We start from the raw sequence: 18,956 nt of genomic DNA on the forward strand, positions 1-18,956 counted from the left end.
CAGCGTCGCGGTTCGCTTAGGCTGGGACGATCCCGTTCGCGACCCGCGACACTGTTCTCCGGAGGCCGACTGATGGGCATGCCCTCTCCCCTCCCGGTGCGCGACGGCGTGGGAGCGACCCGACTGCACGTGCCGCTCACGGGCGCCTGGCCCACGGTCGCCTCGTACATGGTCGAGCGCTTCTTCCACCTCGATCCCGAGCGTCTACTCGAGCGGTTCGACCGCGGCGACATCGTGCGGGTCGACGGGTCGTCCGTCCCCCGTGATGCGCCGCTCGGCAGCGTAGAGTTCGTCTGGTACTACCGCGAACCCGCCGTCGAGACCCGGATGCCGTTCGAGATCGAGATCCTGCACCAGGATGACCATCTCGTCGTCGTCGACAAGCCGCACTTCCTGCCCACCACGCCGGGCGGCAAGTTCCTGCAGAACTCCGCGCTGGTGCGGCTGCGCAATCTGCTCGACAATGCCGACCTCGCGCCGATCCACCGGCTGGATCGCGCCACCGCCGGGCTGCTGATGTTCTCGACGCGCCCCGCCACCCGCGGCGCCTACCAGTTGCTGTTCGAGAAGCGGCAGGTGCAGAAGGTCTACGAGGCGGTGTCCGCGCTTCCCACGGACCGGCCTCTCCCCGCGTTCCCCGTCGTCTACCGCAACAACATCGAGAAGCTCCGCGGCCAGGTACGCGTGCAGGTCGACGACGCCAAGGAGCCGAACTCCGAGACGCTGGTCGAGCTGATCCGCGCCGACGAGCGCGTACTGCACACCCTGCTGCGCCCGCACAGCGGCAAGATGCACCAGCTGCGGGTGCATCTCGCCGCCCTCGGCATCGGCATCCTGAACGACCGCTTCTACCCCGAGCTGCAGGAAGACCTGCCGGACGACTACGACCGCCCGTTGCAGCTCCTGGCGCGCGAGCTGCGCTTCGTGGACCCGATCAGCGGCGCGGACCGGGTGTTCACCACGCGTCGCACCTTGCAGGAAGCACCCGTCAGCGACGCATGACCTTGCGGGCCAGGCGCGTGCCGAGCATCTGCACTAGGTGCACGAACACCACGATCAGGACGATCGCCGCCCACATGACGAGCGGCTCGAACTGCCGGAAGCCGTAGATCTGCGCGAACGCACCGAGCCCGCCGCCGCCGACGAGGCCCGCCATGGCCGTCATATCGATCAGCGCCACGAGGATGAACGTGTAGCCGAGGATGAGCGGACCGAGCGACTCCGGGATGGCGACGGTGAAGAGGATGCGCCACGGACCGGCGCCCATCGCCCGCGCCGCCTCGATGACTCCGGGCGAGACCGACACGAGGTGCTGCTCCACGATGCGCCCGATCGCGAACGCGGCGGCGAGACCGATGATGAAGGCTCCGGCGGTCGTGCCGATACCCACGCCGACGACCGCGCGCGCCAGCGGCTGCGCAACCACGAGGAAGATGATGAACGGGATCGGGCGGAAGAAGTTCACCACGAGGTTCGCGAGCACCGAGACGACCCGGTTCGCTGCGAGTCCACCGGGGCGCGTGACGTACAGGATGATGCCGATCGCCAGCCCGAGAATGCCGCCGAGTACCAGCGCGAACGACGTCATGTACAGGGTCTCGAGTGCGGCCGCCCAGAACTCGGGCCACAGTTCGTTCAGACGCTCCATCAGCGGGCCTCCTCTCCGGCGATCTCGAGCACTTGGACGCGTTCGGCGATGCGGGCGAGTGCCCCGTCAATCGCCGCGGCGTCACCCCGGATCGCGAGCGTCAGATGCCCGAAGGCGCGCCCGCGGATGTCGTTGATGCCGCCGAACACGAGCTCGAAGTCGAGGCCCGCGCCGGCGAGATCGAGGAACACCTGCGCCTGCGACGAGTCGCCGTCGCGGAACGAGAACGTCACCAGGCGGCCGCGGTGACGCTCGCGGAGCACCGCGAGCTCGGCTGGCGACGGCACGCCCTTCACGACCGTGCCGACGAATCGCTGGGATGCCGGGTTCTGCGGAGCGGAGAAGACGTCGAACACATCGCCGTGCTCGATCACACGACCGTTCTCCATGACCGCGACCCGGGTGGCGATGGTCTGGATGACGTCCATCTCGTGCGTGATGATCACGATCGTGACGCCCTGCTCCTGGTTGACCCGCTTGAGCAGGTCGAGCACCTCGTGGGTGGTCTGCGGGTCGAGAGCGCTGGTGGCCTCATCGGCGAGCAGGATCGCGGGGCCTGTCGCGAGCGCGCGGGCGATGCCGACGCGCTGCTTCTGCCCGCCGGAGAGCTGTTCGGGGTAGGCCTTGGCTTTGTCGGCCAGGCCGACGAAGGAGAGCAGCTCGGCGACCCGCTTCTCGATGTCGTCCTTGGACCAGCCGGCGAGCTTGAGCGGGTAGGCGATGTTGGCCTTGACGCTTCGCGAGGAGAACAGGTTGAACTGCTGGAAGATCATTCCGATGCCGCCGCGGACCTTGCGCAGCTCGCTCTCCTTGAGCGCGGTGATGTCGACGCCGTCCACCGTGATGGTGCCGCTCGTCGCCGGCTCGAGCGCGTTGATCAGCCGCACGAGCGTGGACTTGCCGGCGCCCGAGTAGCCGATGATGCCGAACACGTCGCCCTTCTCGATCTCGAGGGACACGTCGTCGACGGCGACGACCTCGGACCCCTCACGGGTTCGAGGCGGATAGGTCTTGGAGACGTTCGTCAGGGTGACGATCGGCATGGGCTGCTCCGGTCTGCTTCGGGAACGAAGAATCGGGTGACGCAGTTCGCGGCACCCGATTCTCCCTCATCGGACGAAGGGGGGATTCCCCGTCGTCCTACTTCTTCGAGTCCGCGTCCTTCTGGACCTTCTCGAGCGAGGCGACGAGGTCGTCGACCGGGGTCTGCAGCGCCACGGCGGTGCCGCCCGACGACTTCAGCAGGCCCTTCTGGACCTCTTCGTTCGTCTGGAAGATCTCGACGAGCTTGAGGTACGTCTCGTTGTCGGCATCGTCGGCGCGCGCGGCGAAGATGTTCACGTACGGCAGCGCGCCGGCATCCTCGGGGTCGTCCTGGGCGATCGCGTCCTCGAACGAGAGACCGGCCGGCTCCACGAAGTCGTTGTTGATGATCGCCGCGGCGACGTCGGGGAGCGACGTCGGAACGATCGCGGCCTCCAGCGCCTTGACCTTGACCTCGGACTTCTCGGTGTCCACATCGGCGAGGTCGGAGTACGGAGTGCCGCCGCTCTTCAGCTCGATGAGGCCGGCCTGCTGCAGCACGTTCAGCGCACGGGCCTGGTTGGAGGCGTCGTCCGGGACGGCGACGGTCTCGCCCTTCGGGATGTCCTTCACATCGTCGTACTTGGTCGAGTACAGGCCGAGCGGGTAGATCGCGGTCGACCCGATCGGGGTCAGGTCCGCACCCGAGGCGTTGTTGTACTCCGCGAGGTACACGATGTGCTGGAACTGGTTGAGGTCGATCTCGCCCTCGCTGAGAGCCGGGTTGGGCTGCTCGTAGGAGCCGAAGTCGACCAGCTCGACGGTGATGCCCTCCTCGGCCGCGGCATCGACGAATGCGGGCCACTGCTCGTCGCCCTTGCCTACGACGCCGATCTTGACGACCTGGTCCTCGGTCGAGCCCGCGCTGCCGGAACCGGCTTCGGAGGATGCCGTCGCGCAGCCTGCGAGTGCGACGAAGAGCGGGACCGCGGCGAGCGCGGCGATGACGGAAGTGGTGCGGCGTGACATGGAAGGAGTTCCTCTCTTGGGGGGACTCGAATACGTTAGGCAGGCACCCTCGAACGTGCGGAATCGAGTCGTCACACGGCGTCACAGCCCGCCCGGGTGCGGGTCAGTCGAACTCCTCGATCCCCTGCAGACGCACCTGCTCGAGGTCGAGGCGAGCCGAGATGCGGCGCACGACCATGTCGTCGACGGTGCCGGCGCCGCGGAGGCCGAGCAGCACCTCGCGCTTGCGGTCGATCAACGCGAGCTTGAGGCGCGTGTGCTCCTCGTGCCGGACCAGCGGCGAGCGCTGCGCGAGGTCGACGTCGGCCGAGGTCGCGATCATCTGCAGGACCGTGCCGTCGGTGCCATCGGGTCCCGTAGCCTGATCCACTCCCCCGCTCGGTCCCGGATCTTCGTCGGCCGGATCGGTGGTTCCGGCGCTCAACGGATCGGGCTCGCCGAGCATCTCGTCCAGCGCGTCGGCCTCCGCGTCGACGATTGCCTGCTCGCGCGCCAGCGTGCGCGCGTTCGCGAACTCGAGCATCGCGTATCCCTCGGTGCGCACACGGTCGCGGACCTCCTGCCCGATGCCGTGCTCGGCGGCGAGGTCGTCGAGGGCCGCGAGCGCCGCACCCGAGATCGCCCGCTCGGCGAGCTCGTACTCCTCGTCCTCGACATGGTCGGCGGGGAACCGTGCCCAGCGCACGAGTGCGGGGAGCATCGGGGCCTGCACCAGCAGGCTCAGGAGGATGACCCCTGCCGTGACGAACACGATCTCGTCGCGTCCCGACACCGCACCGCCGTCAGTGACCGTGGCGGGGACCGACAGCGCGATCGCGAGGGAGACCGCACCGCGCATGCCGGCCACGGTGGACACGACGCGGGCCCGCGACCGGGCTCCACGCGCCGGACGCCCCCCGCCCTGGCGCTGGAAGAGCACGTTCAGCACCTGGAACACGTAGCGCACGACCAGGAGGGTCGCCCACACCGCGAGCGTGATCAGCACGAGGCGGCCGATCGCCGCCACCGAGATCTCGTGCGCGACGTACTGCACCTCGAGGCCGATCAGCACGAACAGGGCGCCATTGAGCAGGAACACTCCGAACGGCCAGGCCGCATCGGCCTGTCGGCGGGAGGACGCGGTGGTCACCCGCGGCGACACGTAGGCGACGATGAGCCCGGCCACCACGACCGCGAGCACCCCGGAGGCGTGGATCATCTCGGCCGCGAGGAACGCCGTGAACGGGATCAGCAGCAGCGCGACGTTGATCACGATCGTCGAGGAGGTGCGCCGCAGCAGCAGGTACCCCAGACCGGCGATCGCGACACCGGCGCCGATCCCCCCGACGTACGAGATCAGCACGTCGAGCGTGACCGAGAGCGGGGTGATCTGGCCGCCGAGCGCGAGCGACACCGCGATCGCGTACAGCACGAGCGCCGTGCCGTCGTTGGTGAGGCTCTCGGCCTTCAGCTTCATGAACATGCGGCGCGGCAGCAGCCGCCCGAGCGCCGCCACGGCCGTGGCATCCGGCGGGGCGACCGCGGCCCCCAGGATGAGCGCGATCTCCCACGGCATCCCGAACAGCACCCCGATGCCGGCGACCGCGAAGGCCGACGCGACCACGAGCACCGTGCTCATCGGCAGGATGTAGCGGAAGTCGCGGCGGATCGAGCGCAGCGACGTCGTGAGGCTCTCCCAGAACAGCATCACCGGGAGGAACAGCAGCAGCACCGTCTCGGGCGGCAGCTGCACCTCGCGCAGCTGCGGCACGAAGCCGAGCAGCAGTCCGAAGATGACCAGGACGAGGGGCAGCGCGAGACGCACGCGCGGGGCGATCAGGGTTCCGACGAGAATCGTGAGTCCGAGCAGGACTGTTACTTCGAGGCCTTCCATCCCTACCTCCCAACAGCGTTGGAAGAAGGATATTCCTCGGTCAGCCGATCTCCTCGGTGAGTTCGAACCAGCGCAGCTCCAACTCCTCGATCTCGGCCTGCTGATCGCTGATCTTCTTCATGCGATCGCCGAGGCCCGCATAGTCGGCCTGGTCGTGATCGGCGAGCGCGGTCTTGGCGGCGTTCACCTGCTGCGTCAGCTTCTGGATGCGCCGTTCGAGGGAGGCGATCTCCTTCTGCGCGGTGCGGAGAGCGGCACCGTCGAGACCTGAGGCGGCTGCCGTCGCCGTCGCCGTAGCTGCTGACGTCGCGGTCTGCTTCGAGCCCGCCGACGCCTGCAGGTGGCGCAGTCGCAGGTACTCGTCGACCCCGCCGGGAAGGTGGCGCAGGTGTCCGTCGAGGATCGCGTACTGCTGGTCCGTGACGCGCTCCAGGAAGTACCGGTCGTGGCTGACGACCAGGAGCGTGCCCGACCAGGAGTCGAGCAGGTCTTCGATCGCGGCCAGCATGTCGGTGTCGAGATCGTTCGTCGGCTCGTCGAGGATCAGCACGTTCGGCTGGTCGAGCAGCACGAGCAGCAGCTGCAGACGGCGCTGCTGGCCACCCGAGAGGTCCTTGACCGGGGTGGAGAGCTGGGCGGAGTCGAACCCGAGCCGCTCGAGCAGCTGCCCCGGCGTGAGGTCCTGCGCCTTGGAGCCGGCACCCATCGAGTACGAGGTGCGCAGACCCGAGATGATCACGCGCACCGGGTCCTTCCAGTGCTGCGTGAGCTCGTCGAGGCGCTGGGTGAGCGTCTTCACTTTCACCGTCGTGCCGCGCTTGACCCGGCCGACCGTGGGTTCCACCGTGCCGGAGATGAGCCCGAGGAGGGTGGACTTGCCCGCGCCGTTCACCCCGAGGATGCCGGTGCGCTCCCCCGGCGCGATGCGCCACTCGATGTCGCGGAGCACGACCTTCTCGCCGCCATCCGCCGTCGGGTATGTCACGCCGACATCGAGCAGATCGACCACGTCCTTGCCCAGGCGCGAGACCGCGAGCGACTGCAGCGACACCTTGTCGCGGATCTCGGGCACGTCGGCGATGAGCTCGTTGGCCGCGTCGATGCGGAACTTCGGCTTCGCCGTGCGGGCAGGGGCGCCGCGGCGGAGCCACGCGAGCTCCTTCTTGGCGAGGTTCTGACGCTTCGCCTCGGTCGCCGAGGCCATGCGGTCGCGCTCGACGCGCTGCAGGATGTAGGCGGCGTAACCGCCCTCGAAGGGCTCGACGATGCGGTCGTGCACCTCCCAGGTCTCGGTGCAGATCTCGTCGAGGAACCACCGGTCGTGGGTCACGACCATGAGCGCGCCCGAGTTCTGAGACCAGCGCTTCTTGAGATGCGCGGCGAGCCACGTGATCGCCTCGACATCGAGGTGGTTGGTGGGCTCGTCGAGGGCGATGACGTCCCAGTCGCCGGTGAGCAGCTTCGCGAGAGACACCCGGCGCCGCTGGCCACCGCTGAGCGAGCCGATCTCGGCATCCCACGGCAGGTCGGTGAGGAGCCCGTCGATCACGTCGCGGATTCGCGCGTCACCCGCCCACTCGTACTCCGGGGTGTCGCCGACCACGGCGGCGCTGATCGTGAGGTCGTCCGGCAGGTTGTCGGCCTGGTCGAGCACGCCGATGCGCGTGCCGCCGCGCACCGTGACGCGGCCGGAGTTCGGCTCCTTGATGCCGGCGAGCATGCCGAGGAGGCTGGACTTTCCGTCGCCGTTGCGGCCGACGATGCCGATGCGGTCACCCTCTTCGATGCCGAGGGTCACGGAGTCGAAGACGACCCTGGTCGGATATTCGAGGTGCAGGGCTTCAGCCCCGAGAAGATGTGCCATGTTCCCTCCAGGGTAGCCGCGCGCGATGTGTGCGGCGGCCAGCCTAAAATCGAGGGGTGCCAAGGAATCGCCGGGTGTTCTCGCTCATGCTCGACAATCGCAAGGCGAAGCTGGTGCAGTCGAGAAAGCGACCCGGTCGCTACGAACTCAGCGTCGATGGGATTCCGCAGTCCGTCGTGTCGATGACGGAGCCCACCGAGCTCGAATACGACTACACCCGGCACATCGCCCGAGCGATGGATGCGGCGGCCGAGCCCGGTGCACCGCTGTTCACCGTGCATCTGGGAGCCGGAGCACTCACGCTGGCGCGCTATGTCGAGGCCACGCGTGCCGGATCACCCCAGCTCGTGGTCGAGTTCGAGCCCGCTCTCTACGAAGCGGTGATCGCGGCACTGCCCCTGCCCGCCGGCGCCGATCTGCGGGTCATCTTCGGCGATGCGCGAGCGGTCGCCGACGCGGAGCTTCCGGACGAGTGGACGGATGCACGCTTCACCGTCGTCGACCTCTGGGATGCCGCCGTCATCCGACATCGGGTGGCCAGTCAGGAGTTCTACCGCCGGGTCGCCGCGCGCTCCGCCGCAGACGGCGTCGTGGCGGTGAACCTGCTCGACGGGCATCCGTTCGAGTACTCACGGCGACAGGCGGCCACGCTGAGCTCGGTGTTCGATCACGTCGCCGTGGTTCTCGACGCGGAACCGAACGATGACGAAGGACCACTCGGCAACGTCGTCGTCTTCGCGAGCGATGCGCCGCTGGACGTCGTGACGAACCCCGATCTGCTCGGCGCACCGCGACCGCACATGCTCCACGACGATTCGCTGACGTCATGGATCGCCGACGCACGCATCATGACCGACGCCGACGGCACGGACTCCCCCGACCCCGACGACCCCATCTGGGATTAGCGCTCAGCCCGCCCGGTTCGGAACCGTGTCGAGAGCAGTGATGCCTCGATCCGCCAGCGCCCGAGGGTCTGCGGCCGTGCGCGATGTCACCACCGTCACCGGTCGACCCTGCGCGCGCAGATCGTGCCAGCGCTCGAACACCCGTCCGCCGGGGGCGAGGTCGGCGCGCGAGGTCGGCAGATCGTCGTCGTCGACATCGACCACCACACCGACGGTCCGCGGCATCACCGTGGTTCCCGCTCCGGCGCGCGCGTCGGCGACCAGCTCCGCGAACCTGCGCCCGAGCGGCTTGACGGCGTTGTCCACGTCGAGAAGACCGAGGGAGTACTCCAGATCCTTGTAGTCGCCGAGGGATCGGGACACGTCGTGCGAGCACCACCAGGTGATGCCGTAGAGGCCCGGCGAGCTGAGCGCGGCCTCGACGGTGCGGGAGGCGAACTCCGGCATCTCCGCATCCGTCAGGTTCATCGACGGCGCCCCGACCTCCTGGAGCCAAACCAGTCGCTGCGGATCCGTGGCGAAGGCCTTCGAGAGCTCGATCATCCACTCGGCATGACGCACCGACTGCGACGACAGCCCGCCGTACCGCTTCGCCGTGCCGTTGAAGATCCAGGAGTGGACGGTCGTGATGTCCCCCAGCCGAGACGCGTGCTCCGGGAGGAACGGATGCCCGTCGCGGTACCAGAGGTGATCGTTCTCGCTGTGGGTGAACAGGTGGCGCGGGTCGGGGTCGACCGGCGCCTCCAGCAGCGTCGTCAGCCAGTGGGCGATCTGATCGCTGTCCGCCGGCATCGCCGCCGGGTTCGGCAGCTGGAACTGGTTGAGCTCGTTGCCCAGCGTGAGTCCGATCAGATTGGGGCGGTCGCGCACGGCGTCGTAGACCGCGCTCACGAGCGCGGCCTGCGCCTGGATGGCCGCCTCGTCGACGAACATGTTGCCCTCGTGCCAGTTGACGAGCCAGGCGGGCACGAAGTCGAACCCGGACATGTGGCCCTGGATGACGTCGACGGCGATGTCGAGCTCGAATTCGGCAGCCACGTCGGCCACGACAGCGATGTCCTGCAGAGCCTTGCGCCGGATCAGGGTGCGGTTCGGCTGGAGCACGGGCCAGAGCGGGAACACCCTGACGTGATCGAGCCCGAGGCCGGCCAGTGCCTCGAAATCGGCTCGGACCGCGTCGGCGTCGATGTCCATCCACTGGAACATCCAGTCTTGGGAGGGCGTGTAGTTCGCTCCGAAACGCGGAGTGCGGTCAGTCACGGGTGTGTCATCCTTCTCGATCTGCGGTCTGCGGGGTCATGGGGGCCGGGGCTGTGGATTCACGGACGATCAGGCGGCGCGCAGAGACGACCTGCGACGCGGCGGGCTGCCCGTCGACGAGCTGTGCGAGCAGCTTCACGGCTGTGCGTGCGCTCTCCTCCACCGGGGCATCCAGGGCGGTGATCCGCGGGCGGACGAGGGTCGACACCCAGGAGTCCTCCCACGCGATCACGGACAGCTGCTCCGGAATCCGGACGCCGAGCTCGGGTGCATGCGCGATGATCTCGGCTGCCATCGCCTCACTGTCGACGAGGAGCGCCGTGGCGTCGCCGAGCCGTCCAAGGATGTCCTCGACGGGATCCGTTGCCTCGGGCGCCCAATGCAGGATGGTCGGGATCATGCCGTGCTCACGAGCGGCGTCCGAGAAGCGGCGGTCGCGATCGCGGGAATGGAGCAGCCCCGGCGAATCGCTGACGCGCGCGAGGGCTCGATGGCCGAGTGCCCCCAGATGCTCGAGCACCTCGTCGTACGCGGCGTCGTCCTGCACGGTCACCGCCGGCACCGCGTCGTCGACCGGGGATCCGAGCAGGACGGCAGGAGCACCGAGCTCTCGCAGATGACCGATACGGGGATCGGCATCGCGAACGTCCACGAGGAGGAACGCATCCACTCGCTGCTCGCTCCACCACTCCCGATAGACGCGCTGCTCGTCCTCGGCCCGCACGAGCGTCAGGGACAGCGACCAGCCGATCTCGGCGAGCGGTTCGGTGAGGCCGGCGATCAGACGCATGAAGAACGGGTCGCGCTCGAAGGTGTCTCCGGAGCGGGCGACGACCAGGCCGAGGCTCCTCCCGCCCCGGCCGCTGACCTTGCGGCTCGCATAGTTGGGGCGCCAGTGCAGCTCGTCGGCGGCGGCCCGGATGCGGGCTTCGGTGGCGGCCGAGACGTTGGGGCGCCCGTTGAAGACGTGCGACACCGCCGACGGGGAAACCCCGGCTCGGGCAGCGACGGCGGCGATGGTCGCCCTGGCAGGTCTGTTCTCGTTCATCACCACCGAGATTAGGGGGTTGACCCGATCTTGTAAAGCGGTATACATTAATCGCACGTTGATGTGTACCGCTATACAAAGAACGTCTGGCGCACATCGTCCCCCACAGACGCACCGCAGCTCTCAGGAGGTCTCATGACCGAAGGCATCGACAGACGCACCTTTCTCGGCACCGTGATCGGCGGCGGAGTGATGATCCCGCTGCTCACCGGATGCGGGCCCCTCATGCCGACCTCCGGCGTCGCCGGATCGATCTCCGTGCACACGCAGCTGAGCGGTGCGGTGTCGGGAGCCCAGGTGTTCTCGGACGTGGTCGCCGCCTACACGCGGGCAACCGACACACCCGTCGCCCTGCTGAAGAACGGCTCCGACCTGCCGATCGTCTTCGAGACGAGTTCACTCGCGGGCAAAGAAGCCGACGTCGCGATGGTGAACCTTCAGGGCCGCACGCTCTCGTGGACTCGACTCGGCGCCACCGCGCCCGTGCAGGACCTGCTGGACGAATGGGACCTTCGCGGCAAGATCATCCCCGAGGCACTCGAGGAGTGGACGGACGATGAAGGCCGCCTGCGCGCGTTCCCCTTCACCCGGACGAACTGGCCCGTGTCGTTCAACACCGGCCTGCTCGAAGAAGCAGGGGTGCAGCTGCCGACCACGTCGGATGAACTGATCGCCGTCGCCGACGCGCTGCGCTCGAAGGGGATCGGCCCGGTGACCGTCGGCGGGTCGGACTGGAGCGGCCAGAAGATGTTCCTCCAGATCCTCCAGGGCTTCCTCACCAGGGACGAGGTGAAGCAGGCGTTCTCGACCGGGAAGCTCTCCGAATTCCCCGGAGCCGTCGCCGGAGTCGAGCATTTCGTCGAACTGCGCGACGCCGGGGTCTTCGTCGACAATGTGCAGGGCTACACATCCGACTCCGAACTCACGCAGTTCAACACCCGCAAGGCGGCGATCGTGCCGGCGATGTCGTCGGCTCTCGCTCTCGTCCCCGCGGAGCGCGCGACCGAAGTCGCCGTGGGCGGATGGCCGAAGCCCTCGCGAGGCGGCGTCGTCGATCACCCCACGGTCATCCAGAGCTACAACGGGCACGGCATCTGGATCAGCGCGAACGGTGCGGAGAAGCTCGATCTGCTGAAGCCCTTCATCCAGAACCTCTACTCGCCCGAGGTCACGAGCGACTTCATCCTCGGATCGGGGCGTGACATGAACCGCATCACCGACGTGGTCAGCAAGGACTTCCCCCTGGTCGCCCAGGCTTCCCAGCTCACCACCGACCAGGTGACGCCGGTCATGCTGCCCGACCTGCTCATTCCGGACTCCGTGTTCGAACCCATGATCCGGGCCACGGCGATGGCCTACGGCCGCGCGTCCGCGGATCAGATCATCGACACGTTCGAGAAGGCATACCGCGCGGCCTGACGGCCCGGAAGGACACCATGACTGCGATCGCGACGCCGGACACCACGGCACAGCTGCCCCCGATTCCCCCCGCTCAGATCCCCTCCCGACGATCGCCCCTGCGCGAGAGGTTCCCCGGCCTCGCCCTGCCCGCCCTCATCTGGTACGCGGTGTTCATGATCGGGCCGGTCATCGCGATCTTCGTGATCGCGTTCCTCGACTGGCCGGGGATGCTCGAGACGCCCACGTTCGCCGGGTGGGACAACTTCCGCGCAGTGTTCACCGACACCACCTTCTGGGCCGCGCTCGGCAACTCCGCCCTGCAGATCGTCATCGGGCTCCCGATCATGATCGTGCTGGCGTTCCTCCTCGCCTTCTACGTGGTCCAGAAGCCGCGCGGACACAAGGTCCTGCGCTATCTGCTGTTCATCCCGGCGCTCATGTCGGCACCGGCCACGGCGATGGTCTTCTACGCGATGCTGAACCCGGATGGCCTCGTGAACGGCATCCTCACCCCGCTCGGATTGCAGGGCAACGCCTGGCTGGCCGACCCGAACACGGCACTCGGCGCGATCATCGCGGTCGAGCTGTGGAGCGGGATCGGATACTCCGCCGTGCTCATCGCCGCCCGGCTCGACGGCGTCGACACCGAGATCGTGCAGGCGGCGCGCGTCGACGGTGCGAGCGACTGGCGAGTGGCGTGGCGGATGTACTGGCCCATCGCCCAGGACTTCATCGGCGTGGTCACGATGCTGCAGTTCCTGTCGCTGCTGTTCAACTCGGCGCAGACCGTGCTGCTGCTCACGCAGGGTGGCCCCGGCACGTCGACGACGACACTGTCGTACCTCATCTACAGCAAGGCGTTCGTCGAGACCGATCTCGGCTACAGCCAGGCGGTCGGGGTGATCCTCTTCATCCTCGGGCTGCTGGGCATGTGGCTGATCCGTCGCACGCTGCGCGCCACCCACTGATCGGACGAAGGATCTCTCCCATGGCATCACGCACCGTCCTCCCCCTCCGCGACCGAGTGGGCTCCCTCACCAGCGGCGCTCTCGCGTGGCTGTACGCAGCTGCCCTGCTCATCCCCTTCTACTACTTCATCTCGTCGTCGTTCAAGTCGAACGAGGAGATCTTCGAGTCCCCCCTCGCGCTTCCCACGACCTGGGACTTCTCGAACTTCACCACCGCGTTCCGTCAGGCGGATCTGGGTCTGGCGATCGCGAACTCCGCCCTCACGACGGTCGGCGCATTGGCGCTCACCCTGGTGCTGGCGCTGCCTGCGTCGTTCGCGCTCGCCCGTGCGAAGGGTCGTCTGGGCCGGATCATCGAGACGACCTTCAGCCTCGGCTTCCTGATCCCCTCCTTCGCCGCCCTCTTCCCGACCTTCCTCCTGGCGGCGTCGGTCGGCCTGTTCCACACGCGCACTTTCGTCGTGCTGCTCCTTCCCGCCACCGCCCTCCCCCTCTCGATCGTGATCCTCACGGCGTTCATGCGCACGATTCCGCGCGAGCTGGAAGAGGCGGCGTCGATGGACGGGGCGACGACGCTACAGGTGCTGCGGCAGGTGTACCTGCCGATCTGCATCCCCGGCATCGCGACCGTGCTGCTGCTGAACTTCCTGTCCTTCTGGAACGCCTACCTCTATCCGCTCATCCTCATCGGTCCGGACACCGCTCAGCGCACCATCCAGGTCGCTCTTCCCACGCTCAAGGTCGACGCCGGCACCGACTACGGCGTGCTCATGGCCGGCACGCTCCTGACACTGCTGCCGGTGTACCTCGTGTACACGGTGCTGCAGCGGCAGATGCAGCGGGCACTCGTCTCGGGGGCGATCAAGGGATGACCCCGTCGTCGGCGAGCCTGCCGCTCCGCGAACGGGTCGGCCAGATCAACCAGCGCCTGAAGGGGTGGGAGGCCGTCCGCTGGGTCGACGGCGCTCCCCGGATCACCGACGTCCTGCGGCGCGAGGTCGACCGCTGGGGCGGCATCGGAGCCCTCTACGGCGTGCTCCGCGCCGACCCCTGGTCGCAGGTGCGCTGGAGCAACGGGATCCCACCCGCGCGCAGCGCGGAGACCTATGAGCTCGTGCAGGATTTCGTGCGCACTCGGGGCGCCGGGCTGCCGACGCTCTTCGTGGAGGAGGTGCCGCACGGACTCATGGCGCTCGGCGGCACCACCGTGCCGGTGAACCTGGCGCTGGGCGCAGGCATGGACCCCGAGCTCACCGCGCAGCTCGCAGCGCACATCGCCGCCGAGACCCGGGCCCGCGGCGCTCACGTGGCTCTGGTATCGGGACTCGACATCCTGCGGGACCCTCGATGGGGGCGGGCGGAGGAGTGCTTCAGCGAGGACCCCGCCCTGGCAGCCGCACTCATGGAGGCAACGGTGCGAGGTATGCAGGGCTCCCGATCGGACGGCCGGATCGACGGCGACCACATCGCCGTCGTGGCCAAGCACCTCGCCGCTCAGGGCGCGGGGATCGGCGGCAGGAACGGATCGGGGGCGCCGATCGGTCGGCGGGAACTGGGCGAGATCCACCTGCGCCCCGCCTACGCCGCCGCTCGAGCAGGTGTCGCCGGATTCATGGCGGCATACAACGACATCGACGGCGTCGCCTGCACCGCGAACAGAGACCTGCTCACCGGCACGCTGCGCGACGACTGGAACTGGACGGGCATCGTCATGGCCGACGGCACCGCTGTCGATCGGCTGCGCGACAGCACACCGGATCCGGCCACCGCCGCCGCGCTCGCCATCCATGCGGGTGTCGACCTGAGCCTGTGGGACGAGGCCTTCACCCACGTGGAGGAGGCGGTCCAGCGCGGGATCCTCGATGAGGCCGACGTGACGCGTGCCGCCGATCGGGTGCTCGCCCTCAAGGAGCGCGTGGGACTGCTCGACGGGTCGATATCGAGGGACCACGCAGCGGAGCCGGACGCCGCGACCACCCGTGAGTTCATCGCGCTCGTCTCTCGCGCGGCGGCCCAGGCCTGCGTGCTGGTGCACGACGACGACGCACTCCCCCTCCCGGCCTCGGCCGTCGTCGCGGTGATCGGCCCCAACGCCGATGACCTCGAAGCACAGTTGGGCGACTACACCCCTCCGCGCCCGCAGGACGATCCGGGTGTCTCCACGGTCCGCTCCGCTCTCGAGGCGCGTCACGGTGTCGGCAACGTGAGGTACGCGCAGGGGTCGGGCCATCGCACAGCGCTCTCCGACGAGGCGACCGCCGCCGTCGACGACGCTCTCGCCGGCGCGACGGCCGCTGTCGTCGTGCTGGGAGGAACGAGCAGGCGCAGCTACGAGGACGAGTTCGCGGACAACGGCGCTGTCGACGGACCGGCGCCGGACACCACGAACGGCGAGGGCGTCGATCTCTCCCGCCTGGCCCTGCCCGCCGAGCAGCTCGCCCTGCTCCGCGCCGCCCGCGCCGCCGTTCCGCTGGTGATCGCGGTGCTGATCGACGGTCGCCCTCGACCGCTCGACGAGCTGATCCCGCTCTGCGACGCCCTGATCGTGTCTCCGTTCCCCGGGCCCGCCGGCGGGGCGGCCATCGTCGACGTGATCGCCGGCGGCCGCGGTGGCGGACTCCTGCCGGCCACGCACCCGCGCGTGGACGGTGTCCTCCCCGTCGCCCACGACGAGCGGATGGAGACGGCACGCGGGTACGTCGACGCCCGCATCCCCGTCGGTCAGCTCTTCGGTGCCGGAGCGCCGGCCGGGATCACGGTGACCCTGCGCCCCGCCGACCCCGGGATCGCGACCGACGCGCTGAACGACGGCGACACGGTCACCCTCCACGCCGACATCGTCAACTCCTCCGACTCGGCCGTCTCGCTCGCCGTGCCGCTGTACGGCAGACGACACGAGCGCGGACTGCGGCCGCGCCGACGCACGCTGCTCAGCGTCCGCCGCGTGCGCGTCGAGGCGCGGTCCGGCGCGGTGCTGCCCTTCGTCCTCGGCGCGGATGAACTGGGGTCCTGGGCGGCAGGCCGCCCAGAGGCAGCGCCCGCGGAGGTGCTCGCCTGGACGGCATCCACTCACGATCCCCCCGCCGACGCGGTCACCGTGCGGATCACCGATGGGAAGGGTCGCACCGGATGGGAGAGCTGACCGCGTTCACGCCGGATGCTCACACGCGCGGGCTGCTCCGCCACGCGGCCGACGAAGTCCGGGAGCTGTGCGGGACGCGCATCGGCGACCTGGTCGAAGCCGCGCTGCTGCGCACCCTCACCGACACCGTGGGCATCGACCCGACTGGGAGGGTGTTCGTGATCACCGGTGACATCCCGGCGATGTGGCTGCGTGATTCGACGACCCAGCTCACGCCGTACCTGCGATTCGTCGACCGCGCCCCGCAGCTGGCCGACCTGGTGGAGCGTGTGGTCCGTCGGCAGATGGCGTTCATCGCGCACGACTCCTACGCGAACGCCTTCAACGACGGACCGACCGGCGCACACTACGACCCGGACGACGTCTGCGACGATCCCGCCGTCTGGGAGCAGAAGTACGAGGTCGACAGCCTCTGCTATCCGGTCACGCTGGCGCACGCGCTCTGGCGCCACACCGGGCGCAGCGCGTTCCTCGTCGAGGACGGAACCCCCGCCGTGCTGCGTTCGATCGTGACGCAACTGCGCGAAGAACAGCACCACGACCGCTCTGCCTACCGGTTCGAACGGCCGGGCGCGATCCCCACCGAGACGCTGGCCCGAGGGGGACGCGGGTCGGCTGTCGCCGACACGGGCATGACCTGGAGCGCTTTCCGCCCCTCGGACGATGCCTGTACCTACGGCTACAACATCCCCGCGAACCTCTTCGCCTCCCAGGCGCTTCGCAACATCGCGGAAATCGCCGACGAGGTCCTCGCCGACGCCGCGCTGGCCGCCGATGCCCGACGACTCTCCGGCGAGCTGCGGGCCGGCGTGCACGCGCACGGGGTGGTCGCGTCCGCCGACGGGCGCGCGATCTACGCCTACGAGGTCGATGGATTCGGCGGTGCGCTCATCATGGACGACGCCAACACTCCTTCGCTGTTGTCCCTGCCCCTCATCGCGCCGGATGTGCTCGATCGCGACATCTGGGCGGCCACACGCGAGGTGATCCTCAGCCCCGCGAACCCGTACTGGTTCTCCGGAACCGCGCTGACCGGTATCGGGAGTCCGCATACGCGGGATCGCCGGGTCTGGCCGATCGCGCTCGCCGTCGAAGGGCTCGTCGGCTCCCCCGAAGACCGTGCGCGCGCTCTCGCGGTGATCGCCGCCTCGGATGCCGGCACGGGACACATCCACGAGAGCATCGACATCGACGACCCGGCTGTCTTCTCCCGCGCCTGGTTCTCGTGGGCGGAATCGATGTTCTGCGAGCTCGCTCTCGCCGTCGTCGACGATGCCCGAGACGGTCGCGATCGGATGCCGGAATCTCGGTGAACATAGTTTCGAATGTCGGTGGTTCGTGATGGACTGAAGTCATGACAGCACTGCTCCACGCGACCGACTCCCAGATGGCGATGCTCGCCGATTCTGGTGGCGTCGCTCGAGGCGGCAGAGGCGACGCTGAGCAGCATGCACGCGGCCAGAGACGGCATGCTCGCGATGGCCGGGCGTCTGGCGATCGACATCGCCCGCGAGGCTGCGCATCCCGATCATGGCGACATGGCGATCCGCACGGTGGCGGCCGAGATCGGCGCCGCGCAGCACCTGAGCGACCGCACGATCGAGCGACGGATGGCAGAGGCCTCCTGGCTCGTCGAGCGCTTCCCGACGGTGTGGGAGGCGCAGGGCGAGGGGCGCATCAGCGGTGCGCATGCGCGGGTGATCGTCGACGCGGGCGCCCACCTCGACGATGCGGCCGACCGGCAGGCCTACGCCGCCGAAGCGGTGGCGATCGCCGAGACCGAGTCCCCGAACCGGCTACGGCGGCTCGCGCGGCGCCTGGCCGAACGGTTCCAGGAGCGCACGGTCAGCGAACGGCACCGCGAGGCCCGCAAGGGCCGCCGCGTGTGGGCGAGAGATCTCGACGACGGGATGGCCGAGCTCGCAACCCGCGGCCCGGCCGCGCTCATCCACGGCATGTTCGACCGGCTCTCGCAGATGGCGCACGCGGTGAAGAAAGACAATGCCCACGCGGCGAGAGATGCCGGCCCCGATGCCCCTCCGGCAGACGAGCGCACGATCGACCAGTTGCGTGCCGACCTGCTCGCCGACCTCCTGCTCACGGGAACCCCCGCAGGACACGACACGACCGACGGGCTGCTCGGCGAGATCCGCGCCCGCGTCGAGGTCTCCGTGCCGGTGATGTCTCTGATGGACGATGACCTTCGCTCCTCGGAGTCATCTCTCACCGGCGGCGACGGCGCCCTTCGACACGAGACACCGCCGCCAGCCCTGCTCGACGGCACGACGCCGATCGACATCACGACCGCCCGCAGGCTGGCCGGCTCGGCCGTGGGCTGGGATCGTGTGCTGACGCATCCGATCTCCGGCGCGCTGCTCGCCGTCGACCGCTACCGGCCGAGCGAGCAGTTGCGACGGCATCTGCGCGCGCGGGATCAGCGGTGCCGGTTCCCCGGGTGCGGGATCGGGGCACGGAAGTGCGATCTCGACCACAATCACGCGGCTTCGACCGGGGGCGCGACCACGGATGTGAATCTCGCCGCGTTCTGCCGACGACATCACATGCTCAAGCACCACTCCCCCTGGCAGGTCGAACAGTGTGCGGGTGGCGTGCTGGAGTGGACGAGCCCGACCGGACGCACGTACATCGATCGGCCGCCGCCCCAGAACACGGTGACGTTCACCGATTCAACAGTGCCCGCTCCGTTCTGAACGGTGGCGACCGGTAGCAGGAAACGGCGACCGGAAGCGGGACACAGCGAACGGGCCGCCCGAACCCGAAGGTCCGGACGGCCC

General features: G+C 68.8%; 15 protein-coding genes. 8 read left to right on the top strand and 7 right to left on the bottom strand.

The window, feature by feature from the left end; all coding sequences use genetic code 11:
* The first annotated feature begins 78 nt into the window (after positions 1 to 78).
* On the top strand, positions 79 to 1,002 hold the full coding sequence (locus J7E45_RS17105; RefSeq protein WP_215070925.1) for a pseudouridine synthase: 924 nt from the start codon (positions 79 to 81) through the stop codon (positions 1,000 to 1,002).
* Here the strand turns inward: J7E45_RS17105 and J7E45_RS17110 are convergent.
* From J7E45_RS17110 to J7E45_RS17130, 5 genes are all read right to left on the bottom strand, one after another.
* Positions 989 to 1,648, bottom strand: a complete 660-nt coding sequence (locus tag J7E45_RS17110; RefSeq protein WP_091030955.1) for a methionine ABC transporter permease — start codon at positions 1,646 to 1,648, stop codon at positions 989 to 991. The genes J7E45_RS17105 and J7E45_RS17110 overlap by 14 nt on opposite strands.
* Complete coding sequence (locus J7E45_RS17115; protein ID WP_091030959.1) at positions 1,648 to 2,691, bottom strand: methionine ABC transporter ATP-binding protein; 1,044 nt, start codon at positions 2,689 to 2,691, stop codon at positions 1,648 to 1,650. Before J7E45_RS17115 ends, J7E45_RS17110 begins: the two co-directional genes overlap by 1 nt.
* Before the next feature lie 97 nt (positions 2,692 to 2,788).
* Positions 2,789 to 3,700, bottom strand: a complete 912-nt coding sequence (locus J7E45_RS17120; RefSeq protein ID WP_215070928.1) for a MetQ/NlpA family ABC transporter substrate-binding protein — start codon at positions 3,698 to 3,700, stop codon at positions 2,789 to 2,791.
* A 103-nt stretch (positions 3,701 to 3,803) separates the two neighbouring features.
* Positions 3,804 to 5,573, bottom strand: a complete 1,770-nt coding sequence (locus J7E45_RS17125; RefSeq protein ID WP_215070930.1) for a Na+/H+ antiporter — start codon at positions 5,571 to 5,573, stop codon at positions 3,804 to 3,806.
* Positions 5,574 to 5,613: 40 nt separating this feature from the next.
* A complete protein-coding gene (locus J7E45_RS17130) occupies positions 5,614 to 7,437 on the bottom strand; it encodes an ABC-F family ATP-binding cassette domain-containing protein (RefSeq protein ID WP_215070933.1) in 1,824 nt (607 codons plus the stop codon).
* Between the two features lie 56 nt (positions 7,438 to 7,493).
* Here J7E45_RS17130 and J7E45_RS17135 point away from each other — a divergent pair, with 56 nt between their 5' ends.
* The gene (locus J7E45_RS17135) at positions 7,494 to 8,342 is read left to right on the top strand and encodes a spermidine synthase (protein ID WP_215070935.1); all 849 of its coding nucleotides are present in this window, start codon (positions 7,494 to 7,496) and stop codon (positions 8,340 to 8,342) included.
* A 3-nt stretch (positions 8,343 to 8,345) separates the two neighbouring features.
* Here the strand turns inward: J7E45_RS17135 and J7E45_RS17140 are convergent, their stop codons facing one another.
* Both J7E45_RS17140 and J7E45_RS17145 read right to left on the bottom strand, forming a co-directional pair.
* Positions 8,346 to 9,602 carry a glycosyl hydrolase gene (locus J7E45_RS17140; protein ID WP_308162176.1) on the bottom strand — a complete coding sequence of 419 codons (1,257 nt, stop codon included), beginning with the start codon at positions 9,600 to 9,602 and terminating at the stop codon, positions 8,346 to 8,348.
* Positions 9,603 to 9,609: 7 nt separating this feature from the next.
* The gene (locus tag J7E45_RS17145; RefSeq protein WP_215070936.1) at positions 9,610 to 10,650 is read right to left on the bottom strand and encodes a LacI family DNA-binding transcriptional regulator; all 1,041 of its coding nucleotides are present in this window, start codon (positions 10,648 to 10,650) and stop codon (positions 9,610 to 9,612) included.
* Between the two features lie 135 nt (positions 10,651 to 10,785).
* Between J7E45_RS17145 and J7E45_RS17150 the strand changes: the two genes are divergently transcribed.
* The 6 genes from J7E45_RS17150 to J7E45_RS17175 all read left to right on the top strand — a co-directional run bounded on the left by J7E45_RS17150 (position 10,786) and on the right by J7E45_RS17175 (position 18,872).
* Entirely contained in the window at positions 10,786 to 12,069 is a 1,284-nt protein-coding gene (locus J7E45_RS17150; protein WP_215070938.1) for an ABC transporter substrate-binding protein, read from the top strand.
* 17 nt (positions 12,070 to 12,086) lie between these two features.
* Entirely contained in the window at positions 12,087 to 13,019 is a 933-nt protein-coding gene (locus J7E45_RS17155; RefSeq protein WP_091030982.1) for a carbohydrate ABC transporter permease, read from the top strand.
* A gap of 20 nt (positions 13,020 to 13,039) precedes the next feature.
* Positions 13,040 to 13,891, top strand: a complete 852-nt coding sequence (locus J7E45_RS17160) for a carbohydrate ABC transporter permease (RefSeq protein WP_091030986.1) — start codon at positions 13,040 to 13,042, stop codon at positions 13,889 to 13,891.
* Positions 13,888 to 16,161 carry a glycoside hydrolase family 3 protein gene (locus tag J7E45_RS17165; protein WP_215070940.1) on the top strand — a complete coding sequence of 758 codons (2,274 nt, stop codon included), beginning with the start codon at positions 13,888 to 13,890 and terminating at the stop codon, positions 16,159 to 16,161. The genes J7E45_RS17160 and J7E45_RS17165 overlap by 4 nt, the downstream gene beginning before the upstream one ends.
* Positions 16,149 to 17,474: a glycoside hydrolase family 125 protein gene (locus J7E45_RS17170; RefSeq protein ID WP_215070942.1), complete on the top strand. Its 1,326-nt coding sequence runs from the start codon at positions 16,149 to 16,151 to the stop codon at positions 17,472 to 17,474. Before J7E45_RS17165 ends, J7E45_RS17170 begins: the two co-directional genes overlap by 13 nt.
* A gap of 96 nt (positions 17,475 to 17,570) precedes the next feature.
* Positions 17,571 to 18,872 carry a DUF222 domain-containing protein gene (locus J7E45_RS17175; RefSeq protein WP_308162180.1) on the top strand — a complete coding sequence of 434 codons (1,302 nt, stop codon included), beginning with the start codon at positions 17,571 to 17,573 and terminating at the stop codon, positions 18,870 to 18,872.
* Positions 18,873 to 18,956: the final 84 nt, after the last annotated feature.

The organism is Microbacterium sp. ISL-59 (genome assembly GCF_018613945.1).
In the GTDB taxonomy this organism is placed as follows: Bacteria; Actinomycetota; Actinomycetes; order Actinomycetales; family Microbacteriaceae; genus Microbacterium; species Microbacterium oxydans_B.

Coding starts and splice junctions, on each gene's coding strand:
- J7E45_RS17150 (WP_215070938.1), top strand. CDS start 10,786: ATGACCGAAGGCATCGACAGACGCACCTTTCTCGGCACCGTGATCGGC.
- J7E45_RS17130 (WP_215070933.1), bottom strand. CDS start 7,437: ATGGCACATCTTCTCGGGGCTGAAGCCCTGCACCTCGAATATCCGACC.
- J7E45_RS17165 (WP_215070940.1), top strand. CDS start 13,888: ATGACCCCGTCGTCGGCGAGCCTGCCGCTCCGCGAACGGGTCGGCCAG.
- J7E45_RS17125 (WP_215070930.1), bottom strand. CDS start 5,573: ATGGAAGGCCTCGAAGTAACAGTCCTGCTCGGACTCACGATTCTCGTC.
- J7E45_RS17160 (WP_091030986.1), top strand. CDS start 13,040: ATGGCATCACGCACCGTCCTCCCCCTCCGCGACCGAGTGGGCTCCCTC.
- J7E45_RS17145 (WP_215070936.1), bottom strand. CDS start 10,650: ATGAACGAGAACAGACCTGCCAGGGCGACCATCGCCGCCGTCGCTGCC.
- J7E45_RS17170 (WP_215070942.1), top strand. CDS start 16,149: ATGGGAGAGCTGACCGCGTTCACGCCGGATGCTCACACGCGCGGGCTG.
- J7E45_RS17110 (WP_091030955.1), bottom strand. CDS start 1,648: ATGGAGCGTCTGAACGAACTGTGGCCCGAGTTCTGGGCGGCCGCACTC.
- J7E45_RS17120 (WP_215070928.1), bottom strand. CDS start 3,700: ATGTCACGCCGCACCACTTCCGTCATCGCCGCGCTCGCCGCGGTCCCG.
- J7E45_RS17115 (WP_091030959.1), bottom strand. CDS start 2,691: ATGCCGATCGTCACCCTGACGAACGTCTCCAAGACCTATCCGCCTCGA.
- J7E45_RS17105 (WP_215070925.1), top strand. CDS start 79: ATGCCCTCTCCCCTCCCGGTGCGCGACGGCGTGGGAGCGACCCGACTG.
- J7E45_RS17155 (WP_091030982.1), top strand. CDS start 12,087: ATGACTGCGATCGCGACGCCGGACACCACGGCACAGCTGCCCCCGATT.